Origin of the sequence: Kocuria rosea subsp. polaris, assembly GCF_001483755.1 — a bacterium.
Taxonomy (GTDB): Bacteria; Actinomycetota; Actinomycetes; order Actinomycetales; family Micrococcaceae; genus Kocuria; species Kocuria cellulosilytica.
This window is the reverse complement of sequence record NZ_LQBK01000002.1, coordinates 116589-138118: the sequence shown is the minus strand read 5'-3', so window position 1 is coordinate 138118 and position 21530 is coordinate 116589. Positions and strand designations below refer to the sequence as shown.

Annotated in this window: 17 protein-coding genes; 9 read left to right on the top strand and 8 right to left on the bottom strand. The window is 74.2% G+C overall.

The window, feature by feature from the left end; genetic code table 11:
- Window positions 1-10: 10 nt before the first annotated feature.
- Both AVL61_RS00760 and AVL61_RS00755 read right to left on the bottom strand, forming a co-directional pair.
- Entirely contained in the window at window positions 11-1306 is a 1296-nt protein-coding gene (locus AVL61_RS00760) for a geranylgeranyl reductase family protein (RefSeq protein ID WP_058872459.1), read from the bottom strand.
- Window positions 1303-2016 carry a demethylmenaquinone methyltransferase gene (locus tag AVL61_RS00755; protein ID WP_082696874.1) on the bottom strand — a complete coding sequence of 238 codons (714 nt, stop codon included), beginning with the start codon at window positions 2014-2016 and terminating at the stop codon, window positions 1303-1305. Before AVL61_RS00755 ends, AVL61_RS00760 begins: the two co-directional genes overlap by 4 nt.
- Window positions 2017-2139: 123 nt before the next feature.
- Between AVL61_RS00755 and AVL61_RS00750 the strand changes: the two genes are divergently transcribed.
- From AVL61_RS00750 to AVL61_RS00730, 5 genes are all read left to right on the top strand, one after another.
- Window positions 2140-3585, top strand: a complete 1446-nt coding sequence (locus AVL61_RS00750; RefSeq protein ID WP_058872457.1) for an isochorismate synthase — start codon at window positions 2140-2142, stop codon at window positions 3583-3585.
- A gap of 124 nt (window positions 3586-3709) precedes the next feature.
- Window positions 3710-4555, top strand: coding sequence for an ABC transporter substrate-binding protein (locus AVL61_RS00745; protein WP_058872456.1), 846 nt, complete (start codon window positions 3710-3712; stop codon window positions 4553-4555).
- Window positions 4556-4632: 77 nt separating this feature from the next.
- A complete protein-coding gene (locus tag AVL61_RS00740) occupies window positions 4633-5427 on the top strand; it encodes an amino acid ABC transporter permease (RefSeq protein ID WP_058872455.1) in 795 nt (264 codons plus the stop codon).
- Between the two features lie 10 nt (window positions 5428-5437).
- Window positions 5438-6253: an amino acid ABC transporter ATP-binding protein gene (locus AVL61_RS00735; RefSeq protein WP_058872454.1), complete on the top strand. Its 816-nt coding sequence runs from the start codon at window positions 5438-5440 to the stop codon at window positions 6251-6253.
- A gap of 258 nt (window positions 6254-6511) precedes the next feature.
- Window positions 6512-7897, top strand: coding sequence for an MFS transporter (locus AVL61_RS00730; protein WP_058872453.1), 1386 nt, complete (start codon window positions 6512-6514; stop codon window positions 7895-7897).
- A 112-nt stretch (window positions 7898-8009) separates the two neighbouring features.
- Here AVL61_RS00730 and menD read toward each other — a convergent pair whose 3' ends face one another.
- Together menD and AVL61_RS00720 are read right to left on the bottom strand one after the other, a co-directional pair.
- Entirely contained in the window at window positions 8010-9776 is a 1767-nt protein-coding gene (menD, locus tag AVL61_RS00725; protein ID WP_058872452.1) for a 2-succinyl-5-enolpyruvyl-6-hydroxy-3-cyclohexene-1-carboxylic-acid synthase, read from the bottom strand.
- A gap of 146 nt (window positions 9777-9922) precedes the next feature.
- Window positions 9923-12121 (bottom strand): PhoX family protein, encoded by a 2199-nt coding sequence (locus AVL61_RS00720; protein WP_058872451.1) that lies wholly within the window; start codon window positions 12119-12121, stop codon window positions 9923-9925.
- Window positions 12122-12503: 382 nt separating this feature from the next.
- Between AVL61_RS00720 and AVL61_RS00715 the strand changes: the two genes are divergently transcribed.
- On the top strand, window positions 12504-12908 hold the full coding sequence (locus AVL61_RS00715; protein WP_058872450.1) for a hypothetical protein: 405 nt from the start codon (window positions 12504-12506) through the stop codon (window positions 12906-12908).
- On the opposite strand, the gene AVL61_RS00710 is transcribed toward AVL61_RS00715, so the two are convergent.
- Window positions 12899-13906 (bottom strand): o-succinylbenzoate synthase, encoded by a 1008-nt coding sequence (locus AVL61_RS00710; protein ID WP_058872449.1) that lies wholly within the window; start codon window positions 13904-13906, stop codon window positions 12899-12901. The genes AVL61_RS00715 and AVL61_RS00710 overlap by 10 nt on opposite strands.
- Before the next feature lie 128 nt (window positions 13907-14034).
- Between AVL61_RS00710 and AVL61_RS00705 the strand changes: the two genes are divergently transcribed.
- Window positions 14035-14883: a phosphatase PAP2 family protein gene (locus tag AVL61_RS00705; protein WP_058872448.1), complete on the top strand. Its 849-nt coding sequence runs from the start codon at window positions 14035-14037 to the stop codon at window positions 14881-14883.
- On the opposite strand, the gene AVL61_RS00700 is transcribed toward AVL61_RS00705, so the two are convergent.
- On the bottom strand, window positions 14816-15709 hold the full coding sequence (locus tag AVL61_RS00700; protein WP_058872447.1) for an MBL fold metallo-hydrolase: 894 nt from the start codon (window positions 15707-15709) through the stop codon (window positions 14816-14818). The two genes, AVL61_RS00705 and AVL61_RS00700, sit on opposite strands and share 68 nt — an antisense overlap.
- 40 nt (window positions 15710-15749) lie before the next feature.
- Between AVL61_RS00700 and gluQRS the strand changes: the two genes are divergently transcribed.
- The gene (gene gluQRS, locus AVL61_RS00695) at window positions 15750-16751 is read left to right on the top strand and encodes a tRNA glutamyl-Q(34) synthetase GluQRS (RefSeq protein WP_058872446.1); all 1002 of its coding nucleotides are present in this window, start codon (window positions 15750-15752) and stop codon (window positions 16749-16751) included.
- On the opposite strand, the gene aceB is transcribed toward gluQRS, so the two are convergent.
- Window positions 16673-18346, bottom strand: a complete 1674-nt coding sequence (gene aceB / locus AVL61_RS00690; RefSeq protein ID WP_058872628.1) for a malate synthase A — start codon at window positions 18344-18346, stop codon at window positions 16673-16675. The genes gluQRS and aceB overlap by 79 nt on opposite strands.
- A gap of 138 nt (window positions 18347-18484) precedes the next feature.
- Window positions 18485-19768 carry an isocitrate lyase gene (aceA, locus tag AVL61_RS00685; RefSeq protein ID WP_058872445.1) on the bottom strand — a complete coding sequence of 428 codons (1284 nt, stop codon included), beginning with the start codon at window positions 19766-19768 and terminating at the stop codon, window positions 18485-18487.
- A 163-nt stretch (window positions 19769-19931) separates the two neighbouring features.
- Between aceA and AVL61_RS00680 the strand changes: the two genes are divergently transcribed.
- Window positions 19932-21413 (top strand): helix-turn-helix domain-containing protein, encoded by a 1482-nt coding sequence (locus tag AVL61_RS00680; RefSeq protein WP_058872444.1) that lies wholly within the window; start codon window positions 19932-19934, stop codon window positions 21411-21413.
- Window positions 21414-21530 lie beyond the last annotated feature (117 nt).

The window sequence follows — 21530 nt, the reverse complement described above, 5'->3', positions numbered from 1 at the left end:
GTCCACCACTCTAGCGAGTTTTCGGGGGGCGGGTGTTGCCGGTCGCGGGCGTGAGGGCGTCGAGGAGGGCGACCACGCGGTCCTCCCACGTGGCGGCGGGCCGGTCGGAGAGCTCCGTCATGACCCGGACCACGAAGCGCATCAGCGCGGGCACGGCCATGCCGGTGCGCACGGCGGCCTTCATCACGGCGGGGCTGCCGATGAGCTGGGCCAGCACCCGGCCCTGCGTGAAGTGGGCGCCCCACTCCTGGCGCACCCGGCCGGGGTAGCCGGCGAGCACGAGCTCGCGCTGGGCCGGTCCGTGGGCGGCCGCCGCCGCCACGACGTGCTCGGCGGCGTAGCGGGCGGACTCCATGGCGTTGGAGATGCCCTCCCCGTTGAACGGGGAGACGAGGCCCGCGGCGTCGCCCAGCAGCAGCATCCCCGGCACGTGGTGCGGTGTGCGGTTGAAGGCCATCGGCAGGGCCGCGCCGAGCACGCGCCCGCGGCGGTGCTCGTCGTCGAACGTCCACTCGGCGGGCATGGAGGCGGTCCAGTCGGCGAGCACCTTCCGGTAGTCCAGGGCACCGAACGCCGGGGAGCTGTCCAGGATCCCGAGGCCCACGTTGGCCGTGCCGTCGCCGACGCCGAAGACCCAGCCGTAGCCGGGCAGCAGGGCCCGGTCCGGGTCGGTGCCGTCGGTGAGCTCGAGCCAGCCCTCCATCCAGTCCAGGTCCGAGCGCGGGGACTCGTAGTAGGCGCGCACCGCGACCCCCATCGGCCGGTCGTCGCGCTTGTGCAGCCCGGCGGACACCGCGGTGCGGGAGGAGTTGCCGTCGGCGGCGAGCACGACGTCGGCGCGGTGCTCCTCGGTCTCGCCGGTGCGCCGCCCGGCGGCGTCGAGGACGTTGGCGCGGGCGCCGACGACGCGCCCGGAGCCGTCGCGCAGCACCCCGGTCACGGCCCGGCGCTCGAGCACCCGGGCCCCCGCGCCGCGGGCGTGCCCGGCCAGCTGCTCGTCGAAGCCCAGCCGGGTGCGCACGAGCCCGTAGGCCGGGAAGTCGCTCAGCTCGGGCCACGGCACCTCGACGCTGCGCTCGCGGGCCACCAGCCGCAGTCCCCGGTTGCGGGCGTAGCCGAGCTCGGGCCCGTGCGGGAGGCCCATGAGCTGCATCTCGCGCACGGCGCGCGGGGTCAGCCCGTCGCCGCAGACCTTCTCCCGCGGGAACGCGGTCTTCTCCAGGACGGTGACCTCGATGCCGTGCGCCGCGAGCCAGTACCCGGCCGTGGCGCCGGCCGGCCCGCCGCCGAGGACGAGGGCCCTCATCGGGCGGGGGCGTCCGCGGTGGGCCTGACGGCCCGGTGCACGGCCACGATGCCGCCGGTGAGGTTGCGGTACTGCACCCCGGTCCAGCCGGCCGCGAGGATCTCCGCGGCGAGGTCCTCCTGATCCGGCCACGCCGCGATGGACTCGGCGAGGTAGCGGTAGGCCTCCGGGTTGGAGGCCGCGCGCGCGGCGATCCCGGGGAGCGCCTTCATCAGGTACTCCGTGTAGACGGTGCGCAGCGGGGCCGCCGTGGGGGTCGAGAACTCGCCGATCACGAGCCGCCCGCCCGGGCGGACGACCCGCAGCATCTCGGCGAGCGCGCGGCGGAAGTCCTGGATGTTGCGCAGCCCGAAGGAGATGGTCACGGCGTCGAAGGAGGCGTCGGCGAACGGCAGCCGCGTGGCGTCCGCCTGGACGAACTCGATGTCGGGGCGGCGGGCGCGGCCCACCTCGAGCATCCCGAGCGAGAGGTCCGCGGCCACGACCTCGACGCCCGCGTCCGCGTACGGCTCGGACGAGGTCCCCGTCCCGGCGGCGAGGTCGAGGACCCGCTCCCCCGGGACGGCGCCGACGGCCTCCGCGACGGCCCGGCGCCATCCGCGGGTCCGCCCCAGCGAGAGGATGTCGTTGACGAGGTCGTAGCGGGGCGCCACGTCGTCGAACATGGCGGAGACTTCGTGCGGCTGCTTGGACAGGTCTGCTCGGTTCACCCGGTCATTGTCGCACCTCGCTCCGACGCCCCCGCCCGGCCCCTCCGCCGGCCCCTCCTCCGGGGCCGGCCCCGCGCCCGCCGGGCCCGGGGCTGTCCGGCGGGCGGCTTAGACTGGTGGGCGATGTCCTCCACCGACCCCGCCGCCGATCCCGCCGCCGTCCCCGTGCTGCACGCCCTCACGGTGCCGCTGTACGCGCTCGGCGCGGACCCCGCGGCCCTGCCGGACCTGCGGGAGCTGCTGGCGGGGCCGGAGCTGCTCACCTGGACGGTGGACGGTCGCGGCCTGGTGGCGTGGGGCCGGGCCGCCGAGCACACGGTGCGCGGCGCGGACCGGTTCACGGCCGCGCGCGTGTGGTGGGACGACGTCGCCGCCGCCGCCGTGGTCGAGGACCGGGTGGGCGTGCCCGGGACCGGGCTCGCCGCCTTCGGGGCGTTCACGTTCGCGACCAGCTCCGCCGTGGACTCCGGGCTCGTGGTCCCGGAGCTGCTCGTGGGGCGCCGGGGCGACGTCGCGTGGGCGAGCCTCGTGGTGGCCGTGGCCCCCGGGACGCCGTTCGCGCTGAGCACCGACGACGTCGCGGCCGCGTGGCTGCGCCGCGCCGGCTCCGTCCCCGGCCGGGCGTCCGCCGCCGGCGATCCTCCCGCGGCCCCCGCCGTGGTCCGGCTGTCCCCGGGCACGCTGGGCGAGCACGAGTGGACGGAGGCGGTGCGCGAGGGCGTGGCGCGCATCCGCGCCGGCGGGATCGACAAGCTCGTCCTGGCCCGGGACGTCGTGGCGCGCACGGACGCCCCGCTGGACGCCGTGGCCGTGGTCCGGGACCTCGCCCGGCGCTACGAGCAGTGCTGGACGTACTGCGTGGGCCTCGGCGGGGACCCCTCCGGCGCGGGCCGGCTGATGGGGGCCACCCCCGAGATGCTGGTGCGGGTGCTGGACGGCGTCGCCCACGCCCGCGTGCTCGCGGGCACCCTGGACCGGGACGCCGCGCCTCCCGGGGAGGACCCGCACGACTACGCCGCGCGGGTGCTCGGGGAGTCGGAGAAGCAGCAGCACGAGCACGGGTTCGCGATCGACTCCCTCGAGGCGTCGCTGGCCCCCTACACCGACGCCGTCACGACCTCCCCGGAGCCGTTCATCCTCGAGCTGCCCAACGTGTGGCACCTGGCCTCGGACGTCACCGCCGCGCTGCGGCCGGGCCCGGCCGGGGACCCGCCGTCCTCCCTCGAGCTCGCCGAGGCCCTCCACCCCACCGCCGCGGTCTGCGGGACGCCCACGGCCGTGGCCGCCGCCACGATCCCGGAGCTGGAGCAGATGGACCGGGGACTGTACGCGGGCCCCGTCGGCTGGCTCGACGCGGCCGGCAACGGGGACTGGGGCATCGCCCTGCGCGGGGCGGTGCAGGAGGACGAGCGCACCGTGCGGCTCTACGCGGGCTGCGGCATCGTGGCCGCCTCCGACCCCGAGTCCGAGCTGGCCGAGACCTGGGCGAAGCTGCGGCCCATGCTCCAGGCCCTGGGGCAGCGGGCGCCGGAGCGCCTCGTGCCCGCCCCCGGCCTGTCCGCCGGCTGAGCCGCCACGGGGATCGCACCGTATCCTGGTGCCCGAACACGGTCGGGGCCACCGCCCCGCAGGGCCGGCCCCGTGCCCGGCCCGACCGCGCCGACGACCACTGCTCCCACCGGAGGATCTCCGCATGCCCCGTCCGACCACCCGCCCGTCCCGCGCGCACGCCCTGGCGGCGCTGTCCGCCGTCGCCGCCCTGGCCCTGACCGCCTGCACGTCCGAGAACCCCTCCGGGGACGCCGCGGACGGCGGCGGGCAGACCGCCGGGGCCACCTCGTCCTCGGCCGTGGCCCTGGTGGAGCCCGGGTTCCTCACCGTGTGCTCGGAGTCCAACTACCCGCCGTTCGAGATGGAGGAGAGCGGCGAGATGGTCGGCCTCGACATGGACCTCGGCCGGGAGATCGCGAAGGACCTCGGGGTGGAGATGAAGAACGTCACGCTCGCCTTCGAGTCGATCCAGTCCGGGGCGGCCCTCGAGACCGACCAGTGCGACGTCGCGATCTCCGCCCTGTCCATCACCGAGGAGCGGCAGACGGTGATGGACTTCTCCGACCCCTACTACGACAACGAGGTCGGCCTCGTGACCGACGGCGAGGACGGTGTCGACTCGATCGACGCCGCCCGCGAGGAGCAGGTGCGGGTCGGGGTCATGCAGGGCACGGTCGGCGAGACGCAGGCGCGGGAACTCGGCCTGAACACCGTCCAGTTCGAGGACGCCACCACGCTGTTCACCGGGCTCAGCACCGGCAGCGTGGACGCGGTGCTCGACGACGTCACCGCGATCGCCCAGCACGCCCAGGACGACCCGGACTTCGTGGTCCAGGAGACCGCGGAGCTCGACGACCAGCTCGGCGTGGCCGTGGCCGAGGGCGACGAGGCGATGCTCCGGGCGGTCGACGCCACCCTGGACCGCATCGAGGAGGACGGCACGCTCGAGCGGATCGTCGAGACGTGGATCCCCGTCCAGGAGAACTGACCCGGGGGCCGGTGACCCGCACCCGGGACGCCGGCCCCGACACCGTCCCACCCGTACCACCCAGAACGGACCCATCCATGGCCATGACCATGCACCAGAGAGCACGTCTCTCCCGCGGCGTCCAGTACGCCGTCCTGATCCTCCTCGCCCTCGCGCTGATCGCGATCGCGGACTGGCCGCTGCTGGTCGAGAAGGTGTTCAACCCGGCGATCGCGGCCCAGCAGTTCCCCGGCATCCTCGTCGTGGCGCTGAAGAACACCCTCATCTACACGTTCCTCGGCTTCGTGGTGGGCCTCACCGGCGGTGTGGTGCTCGCGCTCATGAAGCTCTCCTCCGTGGCGCCCTACCGGTGGCTGGCCACGCTCTACATCGAGTTCTTCCGCGGCGTGCCCGCCCTGCTGGTCTTCCTCGCCTTCGGCTACGGCATCCCGCTGGCCTTCGGCTTCCGCTTCAACCACTACGTCACGGTCATGATCGCCCTGGGCCTCGTGGCCGCCGCCTACATCGCCGAGTCCCTGCGCGCGGGCCTGCAGGCCGTGCCGAAGGGCCAGTACGAGGCCGCCCGCTCCCTGGGAATGTCCCACGCCCGGGCGATGGTCACGATCGTCATCCCGCAGGCCCTGCGGATCGTGCTGCCGCCGCTGACCAACGAGGTGATCCTGCTGACCAAGGACTCGTCGCTGGTCTACCTGCTGGGCATGGGCGTGGGCCAGTACGAGCTCACCAAGTACGGCCGCGAGGCCATCTCGAGCGCCGGCGCCGGCCTCACCCCGCTGGTGGTGGCGGGCGTCGCCTACCTCGTCATCACGGTGCCCCTGGGCATCCTGACCCGACGCTTCGAGTCCAAGACCGACCGCATGAAGAAGTCCTAGGAGCCTGACCGTGAGCACTGCATCCTCCCCCAGCCCGCAGCCCGGCCCCGCCGACGGCCTCGCCGGCGCCGCCTCCGTCGTGATCGAGGGCCTGCACAAGTCCTACGGCTCCCTCGAGGTGCTCAAGGGCATCTCCCTCAGCGTCGGCGCCGGCCAGGTGGTCTGCCTCATCGGCCCCTCGGGCTCCGGCAAGTCCACCCTGCTGCGCTGCGTCAACCTGCTCGAGACGCCCCAGCAGGGCCGGATCACGATCGGCGACTTCGACGTCACCGACCCCGAGGCCGACGTCGACCGGATGCGCCGGCACGTGGGCATGGTCTTCCAGCAGTTCAACCTCTTCCCGCACCTGAGCGTCCTCGAGAACTGCACCGTGGCCCAGCTCAAGGTGCTCAAGCGGGACAAGGCCGAGGCCGAGCGGATCGCCCGCGGCAACCTCGAGCGCGTGGGCCTGTCCGAGAAGGCCGGCAGCTACCCCGACCAGCTCTCCGGCGGGCAGCAGCAGCGCGTGGCCATCGCCCGGGCCCTGTCCATGGACCCGTCCCTGATGCTCTTCGACGAGCCGACCTCCGCCCTGGACCCCGAGACGGTGGGCGACGTCCTGGCCATCATGCGCGATCTCGCCGCCGAGGGCATGACGATGCTCGTGGTCACCCACGAGATGGAGTTCGCCCGCGACGTCGCCGACAAGGTCGTCTTCATGGACGGCGGCGTGGTCGTCGAGGAGGGCCCCGCCGCGCAGGTCATCGGCGAGCCGAAGGAGCCCCGCACCCAGTCCTTCCTCGCCCGCGTGCTCAACCCCACCCAGGTGCAGACGCCGGAGCGGTGAGCACGGAGCACTGAGCACTGCGCAGCACGCCCCGGGCCCGTCGTCCTCGGACGACGGGCCCGGACTCATATCCGCAATCACTCGGGATGCTCCCACTGATATTCTCAGACACTGAATGCCCCCCTGGTGGATCCCTGGGTCTTTGCCTCATATGACCCGGATCACAGCTCTGTCAGGCTGGAGAGCACCAGGGGGAACGCTGTCGGCTCCTCCGCCTTCCTGCCTTGTCCACGCGCTGCCCAGAGAGGTCCGGGGAACATGACCCAACCACACATCGACATCGCGGAGAACCCGCAGCTCGAGCGGAGGACCGCCCGCTTCGTGGCGTTCGTGATCTGTCTCGCGCTGCTCTTCGACGGCTACGACCTCGTCGTCTACGGCGTGGTCCTGCCGGGCCTGCTCGCCGATCCCACGCAGATCGGCACCCTGGAGCCGGCGGTCGCCGGCCTGGTGGGCTCCTACGCCCTGATCGGCGTGCTCATCGGCTCGCTCATCTGCGGGGCCGTCGGCGACTTCTTCGGCCGGCGCCGGCTGCTGATCGCCGGGGTCGCCTGGTTCTCGATCGGCATGTTCGTCACCGCGCTCACCACGAGCGTGCTCGCCTTCGGCGCGATGCGCTTCCTCACGGGCATCGGCCTCGGCCTCGTGATCGCCACCGCCGGCGCCACCATGGCGGAGTTCGCCCCCGGCGGCCGCCGGCAGTTCTACAACGGCATCGTCTACTCCGGCATCCCGGCCGGCGGCGTGTTCGCCGCCGTCGTGGGCATCGCCCTCCTCTCCGACCTGGGCTGGCGCGGGCTGTTCATGATCGGCGCCCTCCCCCTCGTCCTGCTGGTCCCGCTCATGATCTGGAAGCTCCCCGAGTCCCCGCGCTGGCTGCTGGCCCGCGGCCACACCGAGCGGGCCGAGGCCGTCGCCCTCCGGACCGGGGTCCCGCTGATCGAGGAGCAGGTCATCCGGAAGGTCGGCGCGGCACCGCGCCGGACCGGCTACGCGGCCGTGTTCTCCAAGCAGTTCGCCCTGGCCTCGATCCTGCTGGGCTTCATGTCCTTCTGCGGTCTGCTGCTCACCTACGGGCTCAACACCTGGCTCGCCGTCATCATGAACGGCTACGGGCACAGCCTCAGCCCGCTGTACTTCGTCCTGGTGCTCAACGGGTCCGCCCTGGTCGGCGGTCTCCTGGCCTCCCGCTTCGCGGACCGCACCGGTCCGCAGCGGATGATCGCCACCACGTTCGCCCTGGCCGCGGTGGCCCTGATCCTCATGACGTTCAGCTTCGCGCTGCCGCTGCTGCTCGTCTTCATCGGCGTGGCCGGCGTGGGCACCATCGGCACCCAGGTCCTGGTCTACGGGTTCCAGTCGAACTACTACACCACCAACGCCCGGGCCGCCGGCGTGGCCTTCTGCGCCAGCATGGGCCGGTTCGGCGGGATCTTCGGCCCGATCATCGGCGGCTGGCTCGCCGCGGCGGGCTTCGGCGGCCCCCAGGCGTTCTACGTCTTCGCCGGTGTGGCCCTGCTCGGCGCGGTCGTCACCCTCGTGGTGCCCCACCAGCGCAAGCTGGAGGAGGCCGAGCACCAGGTGGAGGAGCTCGTCGAGCACCACGCCCCCGCCGGGCACCAGGCGCCCACCGTCCGCGGTTGAGCCGCGGCACCGCCTCCGGGCCCCGTCCCCCCTCCCGGGGGACGGGGCCCGTCCGCGTCCCCCGGTCCGGGGCGCGCTCCTCCGGACCCGGCAGCGGCCCGGCGCGAGCCCCTCAGCGCTCGCCGGCGGTCCGTGCGACGGACTGCGCGACGGACTGCGCGGCCGCCTGCCCGGCGGCCTGCGCGACTGCGGCGCGGATCGCGGCGTGGAGCTCCCGCAGGCCGCTCCGGTCCACCACGATCTCCAGGACCGATCGCCCGCGCACGGGCGCGGTGAGCGCCTGCTCGAGCTCGGCGAGGTCCTCCGCGCGCCGGTGGGCCACGCCGTAGCCGGCGCACAGCGCCTCGAGGCGGGCCTCGTGCGGGGTGCCGAAGAACCGCTCCACGACCGCCCGGTACTCCTCCTGCTCCCCCAGGGCGCCGTGCTCGAGGGTCGTGAAGATGCCTCCGCCGCCGTCGTTGACGACCACCAGCTGCAGGTCGGGCTCGCGCTCGCCGCGGCCCAGCAGCAGGGAGGAGACGTCGTGCAGGAACGTCAGGTCGCCCAGGAGGGCGCGGACCGGCCGGCCGGTGCCGAGGGCCGCGCCGGTGGCGGTGGCCACCGTCCCGTCGATCCCGGCGAGGCCCCGGTTGGCGAGCACGAGCGGGGACCCGGGGCCGGGCCGGGCGGCGAGGTCCAGGTCGCGCACCGGGTTGGAGGAGCCCGCCACGAGCACGGACCCGTCCCGCCGGCAGGCCTCCCACACGGCGGCGGCCACGGCCGGGCCCGTGGCCGCCGGTGTCCCGGCGGAGAGCAGCCGCACGACGGCCTCGTCCGCGGCAGCACCCGCCTGCCGCCAGGCGTCCGCCCAGCCGGGGGCGCCGCGGCCCGTGAAGGCCGCCGCCTCGGTCCAGCTCGTGAGCTCCCGCTCGCGGCGCCGCCCGGGCTCGAACCAGGCCACGGGCGCCGGCCGCACGGCCGCCGTGACGGCGTCCTCCCGGGCGAGCAGGGCCCCGACCGGGCGGGAGAGCGTGGGCCGGCCCACCAGCAGGACGCGCTCGATCCGCCGGCCCAGCGGGGAGTCCAGGAGCAGCCGGTAGGCCCCCACGGCGTGCGGGCCGCACCGCGCGTTCGACGACGGCTCCGCGAGCAGCGGCAGCCCGCACGCCGCGGCGAAGCGGGCCGCGGCGGGACCGGCGCCGTCCCCGGCGACCACCACGGAGCACGCCGTTCCCGCATCCGGCCGCGGCGCGCGGACGGGCCCGGCGGCCACGGCGGCCGGGCCCGGGTCCGGCCGGGCTCCCCGCCGGGACGCCAGCCGGGCCGCCCGGGCGGCGAGCTCCGGGCCGTCCTCCGGCCCCGGGTGCAGCGGCTCGCGCAGGGCCACGTTGAGCTGGACCGGCCCCGTGGGCCGGGACCCCTCCGGCCCACGGCCGGCCAGGGCGTCGAGGACTCCCGCGAGCCGGGCCGGCACGTCGTCCTCCGGGAGGAGGTCCACGGCGGCACGCACGTGGTCGCCGAAGATCCCCGGCTGGCGGGTGGTCTGGTTGGCGCCGGTGCCCCGCAGCTCCGGCGGGCGGTCCGCGGAGAGCACCACGAGCGGCACCTCGGCGTGGTCGGCCTCCAGCACCGCGGGCAGCAGGTTGCCCACGGCCGTGCCGGAGGTGGTGAGCACCCCGGCGGGCCGGCCGGTGGCCCGGGCGATGCCGAGGGCGGTGAACGCCGCGCCCCGCTCGTCCACCCGCACGTGGACCTCGAGCGCCCCGGCGGCCCGGGCGGCCGCCGCGGCGTAGGCCAGCGGCGCGGACCGGGAGCCGGGGGCGACGACGAGGTGCCGCATCCCGGCGTCGACGAGCTCCTCCAGGACGGTGCGGGCGGTGTCGAGGGACGGTGTGGTCACAGGAGACCAGGGTAGTCCGGCAGGGCACCGCTCCCCGGCACGCCGCGGGGCGGACCGGGGAGCGGTGGGCCCCGAGGTCTCCGGAACGACGTCGGGGGCAGGACGCCGGGGACAGGGCTCGGGAGACAGGGCCCGGGAGGCAGGGCTCAGTAGGAGCGGGCCGCGGTCCTCGCCGCCGTCCTCGTCTCCGGGGTGGCCTTGCCCCTGTAGCCGCGGTAGCGGGGCCCGCGCTCGCCGTTCTTGCGGCGCTTGTGCTGGTTGCGGCCCCGGCCCGGCCCGTCGTGGATGGCACCGGGGAACTCGGGCTCCCCGCCCCGGCCCACGGCGAAGACCTGGGCCACGGACGGCCGCGGCAGGGACCACTCGCCCTCGCCCTGGCGGGTCTCCACCACGTAGTCCGGGAAGTAGGAGCGGGGCTCCTCGAAGGAGCCGTCCTCCCCCGGGTGCTGGACGTTGACGTACACCATCCGGTCGTCGTCGTGAACGACCGGGCCGCAGGTCTCCGCGTCCTGGGGCACCGCGAGGAACTGCTCGACGTTGCCGCGCTCGCGCCCGGACAGGCCCACCCTGAACAGCCCGTCGTTGTAGCCGATGGTCCCGGGGGCGCCGTCGGTGGAGACCCACAGGCCGCCCGCGGAGTCGAAGGCCAGGTTGTCCGGGCAGGAGATCGGGGACACCTGGTCCGCGGGGAACCCGGCGAAGTACGCCGAGGCGTTCTTCGAGGGGTCCCCGGCCACGATCAGCAGGTTCCAGTCGAACTCCAGCGCGGCGGCGAGGTTGTTCCGCTCGGTGAGCTCGAGCACGTGGCCGTCGCGGTTCTGGGTGCGCGGGTTGGCCTCGTCCGGGCCCGCCTTGCCCGGGGTGCCGCGGTCGGTGTTGTTGGTCAGCGCCACGTAGAGCTTGCCGGTGTGCGGGGAGGGCTCGACGTCCTCGGGCCGGTCCATCTTGGTGGCGCCGGCCCGGTCCGCGGCCAGGCGGGTGAACACCAGGACCTCCTCGACGGACATGCCGTCCACGGCCGACTCGCCGTCCACGACGAGCGGCAGCCACCGCCCGGAGCCGTCGAACGCGCCGTCGGAGGGCAGCCGGCCGGAGCCGTCGATCTCGGCCTCCGTGTCCCCGGTGAACTGCGCCACGTAGAGGTTGCCCTCGGAGAGCAGCGTCATGTTGTGGGCGCGGTCGCCCTCGACGTACTTCTGGGCCGAGACGAACTTGTAGAGGTAGTCGAAGCGCTCGTCGTCGCAGGAGTAGGCCACCACGGTCCCGTCCCCGGCCACGCGCACGTTGGCGCCCTCGTGCTTGAAGCGGCCCAGGGCCGTGTGCTTGACGGGGGTGGAGGCCGGGTCCTGGGGGTCGATCTCCACGACCCAGCCGAAGCGGTGGGGCTCGTTCTCGTAGCCCGGCACGGTCGAGTCGAAGCGGGGGTCGACCTTGTGCCAGCGGCGGCTCGGGGCCTCGGCGGAGATCCCGTAGCGCTGCTGCTCGGGCGAGCCGTTGCCCTTGAAGTACTGGTTGAAGTTCTCCTCCCCGGACAGGACCGTGCCCCACGGGGTGGTGCCGCCGGCGCAGTTGTTCAGAGTGCCCAGCACCAGCTCCCCGGCGGGGTCGGCCTGGGTCCTCAGCAGGTCGGAGCCCGCCGCGGGCCCGTCCACCCGGAAGGGGGTGCTCATCGTGATGCGCCGGTTCCGGGCGCCGCCGCGGACGTAGGACCAGGGCTTTCCCGCGCCGGCGCGGGTCAGGTCGACCACGGACATGCCGTGCGCGGCCAGGGCCACCCCGGCCACGCGCTGGAGGTCGTCCTGCTGCTCGGCCGGGAACATGAGGTTCTCGTTGGTGTACTCGTGGTTGCTCACGAGCACGGCCGTGCGCCCGCCCCGGTCGCGGAGGATGTCGAGGTAGTCGCAGTTGTAGCCGAACTGGCGCGCCTGGGCCTCGGGCGTCTGCGCATAGGGGTCGAACTCCGGGGAGTCCGCGAACAGCGGGTCGCCCCAGCGGATGATCGGGGACCAGTCGAAGCCCTCGGGGACCGTGAGGTCGTCCACGGTGTTCGGCACGGGGGAGATCGGGGCGAAGGACAGCCCGGAGCGGCCGCGGCCATGGGCCTGGGCGGCCTCGGGGACGGCCCCGGCGACGCCGACGGTCACGGCCGCCGCGGCGCCCAGGCCCAGGGCGGACCGGCGGGTCAGGGCGGCGCTCGCGATGTCGCGGAAATAGCCGTTGCCGGAGGTGTTGCACTCCGGGCCGGCGCAGGCGCTGCCGCACTTCAGCTGACAGGTGAGGGGGCTGCGCTTGCCACGGGTGTGGCCCAGCAGCGGGAGGAAGGTGCGCTTGGCGGTGTCGGTCATGGCTCCCCCAGGGAGGGTCGGGGCCGCGGCGGACCGCGGTCGGGGAACGGGTGCTCCGCCACTGCACCACCGCCCGGTGAGGGGGCGGGGGCTGCCGCACGAACCGCGGGTGAACGAGCGGTGACCGGCCGGGGACGGACCCCCTCCTGGTCAGTGCGTCCGTCCCTGGTGCGCGTTCACAGGAAGAAACAATGCGCCGGCCGATTCCGCCCCCGCCCCGGTTCTGGGATGCTCGTGCCGTCAGGCCGTCCCCATCCGTCCAGCGCCCCGGACCGTGACCGGGAACTCCGGAAGACCCCCCCTCCTTCTGCCCCACCCGCCCACGGGCCGTGCCACCGTGGACGGACGCGGGCGGGCCGGACGCCGTCGAGGGAGGCGCGGAATGCACACGGAACCGGGGCCGGCACCGATCACCCCGCATGACCACTGGGAACCCGCTCACCGCCACGCGCACGGGCACCGGCGCGCGGCCGTGGACTGCCGGCACGTCCACCGCGCCTGGGACCTGCACCCGGGGGACTGCCTGCACGGGCGCGTCATCGCCTCCGTCCGCGGGGTGGTGGGCCTCGCCTGCAGTCCCGTGGCGGTCTTCTCCTTCACGGGCGACGACCCCGAGCACCCGGCCCAGACGCGGATCGGCGCCGCCCACCCCGACGTGGAGCTCGGCCGCGACGACGTCTGGCGCGCCGCCCGGGCGTGGGTCCGCCGCCACGGGCTGCGCGAGGGCGAGCCCGTGGACCTGGACCGGCTGCGGGCCGAGGTCCTGGGAGGCGCCGCTCAGCCCTGAGCCGCGACCAGGGCGTGCACCCGGCGCACCCGCTCCAGCCACCACCGGCGCCGGTCGGCGGGCACCGCGTGGCGCTCCAGCAGCGCGGGGTCCGGGACCGCGTCCCGCAGCTCGAGCATCCCGCCCACCGGCCGCAGCGGATCCCGCAGGACGTCCGCCCGCATGAGGGACACGGTCCCGAGCCCGCACGCGTACGGCAGCTCGGGCAGGGCGGCGGCGAGCGCGAGACCCGCCCGGATGCCCACCGAGGAGTCCAGGGCGGAGCTGACCACCGCGGGCAGCCCGGCCTGCGCGACCACCTCCAGGGCCCGGCGCACCCCGCCGAGCGGGGCCGCCTTGACCACGAGCAGGTCGGCGGCGCCCGCCCGGGCCACCGCCAGGGGATCGCTCTCCTTGCGCACGGACTCGTCCGCGGCCACCAGCACCGGCACGCCCCGGTCGGCGAGGCCCGCCCGGACGGCCGCGAGACCCTCGATCGTGGGCACCGGCTGCTCCGCGTACGCGAGCCCGTGCCGCCCCAGCCGCTCCAGGGCCTCGAGCGCCGTGGGCACGTCCCAGCCGCCGTTCGCGTCCACCCGCAGCTCCGCCTCCGGCAGCAGGGCCCGCACCGCCGCGACCCGGGCGTCGTCGTCCTCCGGGCCCTGGCCGCGCTCGGCGACCTTGACCTTGACCGCGCGCACACCGCCCCCGAAGCCGGCGAGCACGTCCGGGACGCGGGCCGCCGGCACGGCGGGCACGGTCGCGTTGACGGGCACGCGCGTGCGCCGGGGCGTCGGGAAGCCGTGCCACGCCGCGTCGGCGGCGGCGCGCAGCCACGCGCCGGACTCGGCGTCGCCGTACTCCGGGAACGGGCCGAACTCCCCCCACCCCGCGGGGCCGCGCAGGAGCACCGTCTCGCGCACGTCGATGCCGCGGAAGCGCACGCGCATCGGGAGGGCGACGACGTGCGCGTCCGCGAGCAGGTCGTCGAGCGGGGGCAGGTCCGCGGCAGGGAGCATGCCCCCAGCCTAGGGGCGCTTCTCAGCCTGCTCCGATGCGTGCGTGGAAGAATGAGGGCTCCGCGGGTGCCGGCACGGCCGTGGCCGTGCCGGCACCCGCACGCCCCGCCCCACCGCCCAGGAGCTCGATGACCACCACCGCCCGCCGCCCCGCTCCCACCTTCCTGCAGGTCCTGGGCCACCTGTTCGGCGCCGCCGCCGCGTGGGCGGCGGCGGCGCTGGTCGGGGTCGTGGCCCTGACCACGGCGACCGGGCAGTGGCTCGACGAACTGGCCCTGCGCCAGGCGAACCACGCCTTCCCGGACCTGTCCGACCGTGTCGGCCAGCTGCTCGACGCGGTCCCGTGGGCGGTGGGCGCGGTCTCGGCCCTGTGCCTCGCGGTCCTGGCCGTGCGCTCCCGGCGCCTCGCCCCGGCCGTGGTCGGGGCGGCGGTCGTCCTGCTCTCCAACCTGACGGTCCAGCTGCTCAAGCGGGTGCTGCTGGAGAAGCCCGACCTCGGGATCCAGGAGGCCGCCGTCAACTCCTTCCCGTCCGGGCACACGGCCGCCGCGGCCGCCGCCGTGGCGGTGGTGCTGCTCGCGGCGCCCGCCCCGTCCCGGCCGTTCGTCGCGCTCCTCGGGGCGGGGGCCATGACCGCGACCGGGGTGGCCACGCTGCTGAACGGCTGGCACCGGCCCTCGGACGTGGTGGCGGCGCTGCTGGTCGTGGCGGGCTGGGCGGCCCTGGGCGGCCTGGTGCTGCGGCTGACCGGGCCCGTGGAGCGTCCGGCGCCGGGCGGGGGCCTGACCGTCCTGCTGGCCGTCCTCGGCGCGGGATCGATCCTGGCCGGCCTGCTGCCGCTCTGGGCGGCCCTGCGCGTCCCGGGCGGCGGCTGGGCCGCGGTCGCGGCGTGCGCGGCGATCCTGGGCGTCAGTCTGCTGGCGGCTGCGGCGCTGACAGCGCTGCAAGCTCCTCGGTCGCGGCGTCCTCGGCCCTGATCCGCTCGAGCCGGTCCAGCAGGATCCGTGCCGCCCCCGCGTTGTAGGGCAGGCGGAACATCGAGGCGGTCACGGGGCGCATGCCGTCGGGCTGCGCCGCCGCGGCCTCGCTCGCGTCCACCCGGTCGATCGCCGTGCGCATGAGCCGGGCCTGCTGGAGCACGTAGCCGCGCTCCACGGGGTTGCCGTGGCCGGGGACGAAGACCTGGTACCGGTCGAGGGCGGCCAGGTTCTCGAGGGCCGAGGCCCAGCCCCGCGGGTAGGAGTCGTCGAAGCTGGGGTCGGCGCCCTGCTCCACGAGGTCCCCGGTGAACACGACGTCGTCGACGCCCACGCAGAGGTCGTTGTCGGTGTGGCCCGGCCCGAAGGAGAAGAGCACGGCCGCGCGCTCCCCCAGGTCCACCCGGGTGAGGGCGGGGCGCCGGCCCGTGCCCGGCAGGTGCCGGTTGGGCACGACGAGACGGGTGTCCGGTCCCTCGGCGGCGGCCATCTCGGGCTCGTGGATGCCCACGAACGAGCGCTGGAAGTCCCCGTGCGCCTCGATCGCCGCCGCGCAGCCGCGGTGGGCCCAGAAGTCCTCGGCCCCGGCGCGCTGGAACACGGCGTTGCCCAGGAAGTGGTCGTAGTGGGCGTGGGTGTTCACGACCGTCAGCGGCAGGCCCGTGAGCGAGCGGACGGCCCCCAGGATCTCCCGGGCCTGGCGCGGGCCCGCTCCCGTGTCGATCACGAGGGCGCGCCGGGTCCCGAGCACGACACCGGAGTTGAGCCTCCAGTTGTCCGTGCTCACGGCGAAGACGCCGTCGCGGATTTCGTTGATGCGCGCCACTCGACCAGGGTACCGACCGCCGCTGGCTATCCTGGCACCCATGACCACTTCCGCCTCGGACCGTGCGGTCGGAGGCGCCGGCCGCTATGCTCCGTCGCCCTCCGGGGACCTCCACCTCGGCAACCTCCGCACGGCGCTGCTCGCGTGGGCCCTCGCGCGCTCGACGGGCCGGCGCTTCGTCCTGCGCGTCGAGGACATCGACCGGGTGCGGCCGGGGTCGGCCGAGCGGCAGCTGGCTGACCTCGCCCGGCTCGGCCTCGACTGGGACGGCCCGCCGCTGCTGCAGTCCTCGCGGGAGGCCGAGCACCGGGCCGTGGTGGAGCGGCTCACCGCGGCGGGGCGCACCTACGAGTGCTTCTGCACCCGCCGGGAGATCCAGGCGGCCGCGAGCGCGCCGCACGGGGCGCCGGGCGCCTATCCGGGCACGTGCCGGGACCTCGGCGACGCCGAGCGGGCACGGCGCCGGCGGGAGCGGCCCCCCGCGGTGCGGCTGCGCGCGGACGTGCGCTCCCGCACGGTCGTGGACCGCTGGGCCGGGGCGTACACCGGGCTCGTCGACGACTTCGTGCTGCTGCGCAACGACGGCCGCCCCGCCTACAACCTCGCGGTGGTCCTGGACGACGCCCACCAGGGCGTGGACCAGGTGGTCCGGGGCGACGACCTGCTGCCCTCCACCCCCCGGCAGGCGTACCTGGCCTCGGTGCTCGGACTGGACGAGCCGGAGTGGGTGCACGTCCCGCTCGTGCTCAACGCGCACGGGCAGCGCCTCGCCAAGCGCGACGGCGCCGTGACCCTCGCCGAGCTCGCGGCGGCGGGTCACGGCGCCGAGGAGGTGCTGGCCCGGATGGCCGCGTCGCTGCGCCTCCCGGGTCCGGTCCGGACGGCCCGGGACGTCCTCGCCGTCCTCGACGAGGACGTCCTGCCCCGGGAGCCCTGGGTCGTGGACCCGGCCCGGTGGACCGCTCAGGAGCGCGCGGACGCGGAGGCCTCGGCCTCCTCCGGGGCGTGCGGGTCCTCGGGCTCGGCCAGGAAGCGCTCGTAGGCGGGGGTGGTCAGGAACGCCGGGTAGTCGTCGCCCAGGGCCACCTCCTCGAAGATGGAGCGGGCGTCGTCGAACCGGTCGCCCTCGGCCCGCTCGATCCGCGCGAACTCCTCCTCCATCAGCTCCTGGACCCAGTCCCGGGTGATCTCCTCGCCCTCGTCGGTGATGGCCCGGGTGTTCACCCACTGCCAGATCTGCGAGCGGGAGATCTCCGCGGTCGCGGCGTCCTCCATGAGGTTGTGGATGCCCACCGCGCCGTTGCCGCGCAGCCACGCCTCGATGTAGCGGATCCCCACCTCGATGTTGTTGCGGATCCCCTCCTCCGTGATCTTCCCCTCCGCGGAGGCGATGTCGATGAGCGCCTTGTCGTCGGGCACCACGTCCTCGCGGAGCCGGTCCAGCTGGTTGGGCTTCCCGCCGAGCACCTCGTCGAAGACCTCCCGGCACACCGGCACCAGGTCCGGGTGGGCCACCCAGGACCCGTCGAAGCCGTCGTTCGCCTCACGGGTCTTGTCCGCCCGCACCTTCTCGATCGCGGTGCGGTTGACCTCCTCGTCCCGGCGGGAGGGGATGAACGCGGCCATCCCGCCGATGGCCATCGCCCCGCGGCGGTGGCAGGCCCGCACGAGCTGCTCGGTGTAGGCCCGCATGAACGGCTGCGTCATGGTCACGGCGTCGCGGTCCGGGAGGATGAAGCGGGGTCCGCGGGTCCGGAAGTTCTTGATGATCGAGAAGATGTAGTCCCAGCGCCCGGCGTTGAGCCCCGCGGCGTGCTCGCCGAGCTCGTACAGGATCTCCTCCATCTCGAAGGCCGCGGTGATCGTCTCGATGAGGACGGTGGCGCGGATGGTGCCGCGGTCCGCCCCGAGCATGGACTCCGCGCGGCTGAAGATGTCGTGCCACAGCCGCGCCTCCTGGTGGGACTCGGTCTTGGGCAGGTAGAAGTACGGGCCCAGCCCGAGCTTCTTGAGCCGGCGGGCGTTGTGGAAGAAGTACAGGCCGAAGTCCACGATGGCGCCCGCGATGGGCTCGTCCCGCACGGACAGGTGCTTCTCCTCGAAGTGCCAGCCGCGGGGCCGCACCACGACGGTCGGGTTGGACCGGGCGTCCTTGTTCTTCAGCGTGTACTTCTTGCCGTCCGGGTTGGTGAACTCGATGGTCCCCTCGAGCGCGTCGATGAGGTTGAGCTGGTTGGTGACCACGTTGGTCCAGTGCGGGGTGTTGGCGTCCTCCATGTCCGCGAGCCACACCTTCGCCCCGGAGTTGAGGGCGTTGATGGTCATCTTGCGCTCGGTGGGGCCGGTGATCTCCACGCGGCGGTCCTCGAGCCCGGGCGGGGGCGGCGGCACGCGCCAGGAGTCGTCCTCGCGGATCCGCCGCGTCTCCGGCAGGAAGGCGGGGTCGGTGCCGCGGGCGATCGCCTTGCGCCGCTCCTCGCGCGCGGCCAGCAGCTCGCGGCGGCGGGGCTCGAACTCGCGGTGCAGGGCCGCCAGGAAGCCGAGCGCATCGGGGGTGAGCACACTGTTCTGCCGGGGGACGTGGTGACCGGTGAGGGTCACGCCGTTGATCGTCACGGGATTGCTGGTCATGGTCATCATGGCTGGTTCCTCGCCTGAAGAGTGTCCTGGGGAAGATCGGGTGGGGCGGCTCCGGTGCGGACCGGAGCGGGTCGTCGTTGGATGCGGTGCGGCCGGGGACCCCGTCGGGCCCCCGGCCGGTCGCCGCCGCTCAGCTCAGAACTGGGCGGTCTCGGTGGAGCCGGCCAGCGCCGTGGTGGAGGACTCCGGGTTGAGGACGGTGGAGACCAGGTCGAAGTAGCCGGTGCCGACCTCGCGCTGGTGCCGGGTGGCGGTGTAGCCGCGCTCCTCGGCCGCGAACTCCCGCTCCTGCAGCTCCACGTAGGCCGTCATCTGGTTGCGGGCGTAGCCGTGGGCCAGGTCGAACATCGAGTAGTTCAGGGCGTGAAAGCCGGCCAGGGTGATGAACTGGAACTTGAAGCCCATCGCGCCCAGCTCCCGCTGGAACTTCGCGATCGTGGCGTCGTCCAGGTGCTTCTTCCAGTTGAAGGACGGCGAGCAGTTGTAGGCGAGCATCTGGTCGGGGTGCTCCGCGTGGATGCCCTCGGCGAACTTCTTGGCGAGCTCGAGGTCCGGGGTGCCGGTCTCCATCCACAGCAGGTCGGCGTACGGGGCGTACGCGTTGCCGCGGGCGATGCAGGCCTCGAGGCCGTTGCGGACCTTGTAGTAGCCCTCCGCGGTGCGCTCCCCGGTGACGAACGGCTTGTCGCGGTCGTCGACGTCCGAGGTGATCAGGGTGGCCGCCTCCGCGTCGGTGCGGGCGATGATCAGCGAGGGGACGTCGGCGACGTCGGCCGCGAGCCGGGCCGCGCTGAGGGTGCGGACGTGCTGCTGGGTGGGGATGAGCACCTTGCCGCCCAGGTGGCCGCACTTCTTCTCGGAGGCCAACTGGTCCTCCCAGTGCACCCCGGCCGCGCCGGCGGCGATCATGGACTTCATGAGCTCGTAGGCGTTGAGCGGGCCGCCGAAGCCGGCCTCGGCGTCGGCCACGATCGGGACCAGCCAGTCCTCGACGGTCCTGGTGCCCTCGGAGTGCTCGATCTGGTCGGCGCGCATCAGCGCGTTGTTGATCCGCCGCACGACCGCCGGGACGGAGTTCGCGGGGTAGATCGACTGGTCGGGATATGTCTGGCCAGCGAGGTTCGCGTCGCCGGCGACCTGCCAGCCGGAGAGGTAGATGGCCTTGAGGCCGGCCTTCACCTGCTGGACCGCCTGGTTGCCGGTCAGGGCGCCGAGGGAGTTGACGAAGTCCTCGGTGTGCAGCTTCTCCCACAGCTGCTCGGCGCCGCGGCGGGCCAGGGTCATCTCCTCCTGCACCGTGCCGCGCAGGCGGACGACCTCCTCCGCCGTGTACTCGCGGGTGATCTGCGCCCAGCGGGGATCGGCGTCCCACTCCTGGCGGATCTCGTCGGCGGTCTTGGGGGCGTTGGGGTAGGACATGTCGGCTCCTCGTTGAGTGGTCCGTGGACGGGTGCTCGTCGGCTTGTGGGTCACCGGGAAGTTCGCTCTCCCGTGGTGACACATCCCACTTTGCCCCAGTTCGGACCGGGTGAACCCCACATTTCTTCGTGAACTTTCGTCCTTTTTCACGTAGGGTGAAGAAATGACGACCAGCGCCTGGGGCTACGAGGAACCGACGTCGGCCGAGCAGTCCGGCACCACCGACCTGATCGGTCTCGGCCGGCGCATCCGGGCGCTGCGCAAGGACCGGGGGCTGACGCTCGCGGAGCTCGCGGACCGGGCCGGCACCGCCACGTCGCAGCTGTCCGTGATCGAGAACGGGCGGCGCGAGCCCCGGCTGAGCCTGCTGCAGCGCCTCGCCGAGGTCCTGGGCACGAGCGTGGACGCCCTGCTCGGGGCCGAGCCCGGGAACCGTCGCGAGGCGCTCGAGATCCAGCTCGAGCGCGCCCAGCGCTCCCCGTTCTACGAGCAGCTGGGGCTGCCGACCGTCCGCGTCAGCTCCGCCCTGTCCACCGAGGTGCTCGAGGCCCTCGTGGGCCTGCAGGAGCGGCTGGCGGAGGCCCTCGAGAAGAACTCGGCCACCCCGGAGGAGGCCCGCCGGGCCAACGTGCAGCTGCGCCGGCTCATGCGGGAGCAGGACAACTACTTCCCCGACCTGGAGCAGGCCGCCAAGGAGCTGCTGACGCTGGGCGGCTACTCATCGGGCCCCGTGTCCAACTCCGTGATCTCCGAGATGGTGGGCCGGCTCGGCTACAGCATCCACCACGTCACCGACCTGCCGCACTCGACGCGCTCGGTGACCGACCTGCTCAACCGGCGGATCTACCTCGTGCAGAGCCCGCGGGCGGACCACGACCCCCGCGCGGTGCTGCTCCAGGCCGTGGGCCACCAGGTGCTGGGCCACGAGCCCCCGAAGGACTACGCCGAGTTCCTCGCCCAGCGGGTGCAGAGCAACTACTTCGCGGCCGCGGTGATGCTGCCGGAGGACAAGACCGTCCCGTTCCTGCTCGAGGCCAAGCGGAACCGGGACCTGTTCCTGGAGGACCTCAAGGACCGCTTCGCCGTCTCGCACGAGACGGCGGGGCACCGCTTCACGAACCTGGCGACCCGCCACCTGGGCATCCGGACCCACTTCCACAAGGTGCACTCGTCCGGGGTGATCCACAAGGCCTACGAGAACAACGGCCTGGCGTTCCCCACGGACCACACCGGCGCGATCGAGGGCCAGATCTCGTGCCGCAAGTGGTCCGGGCGCACCGTGTTCGACCAGCCCAACCAGTTCACGGCGTTCGCCCAGTACACGGACACCCCCTCCGGCACGTACTGGTGCTCCACGCGCACGGAGCTCTCGGGCCAGGGCGCGTTCTCGATCGGCGTGGGCGTCGCCTTCACCGACGCCCGCTGGTTCCGCGGCCGCGACACCCCGCACCGCACCGTGTCGACGTGCCCCGACCCCTCGTGCTGCCGGCGTCCGCCCGAGGAGCTCAGCCGCGTGTGGGCCGGGCACGCCTGGCCCAACACCCGGGCGCACTCGCACGTGCTGGCCGCCCTCCCGGAGGGGGCCTTCCCGGGCGTCGACGAGCGCGAGGTCTACGAGTTCCTGCAGGCGCACGACGACGCCTGAGCGGGCCGCCCGCCGTGCCGGCGCCCCGACGCCTATACCCGTAGTGGCTGGCCACTGCCTCGGAGCGGGCGTAAAGTCCTGTGGGACCTTTGTTCCACCCACCCCCCTGGACGCTGC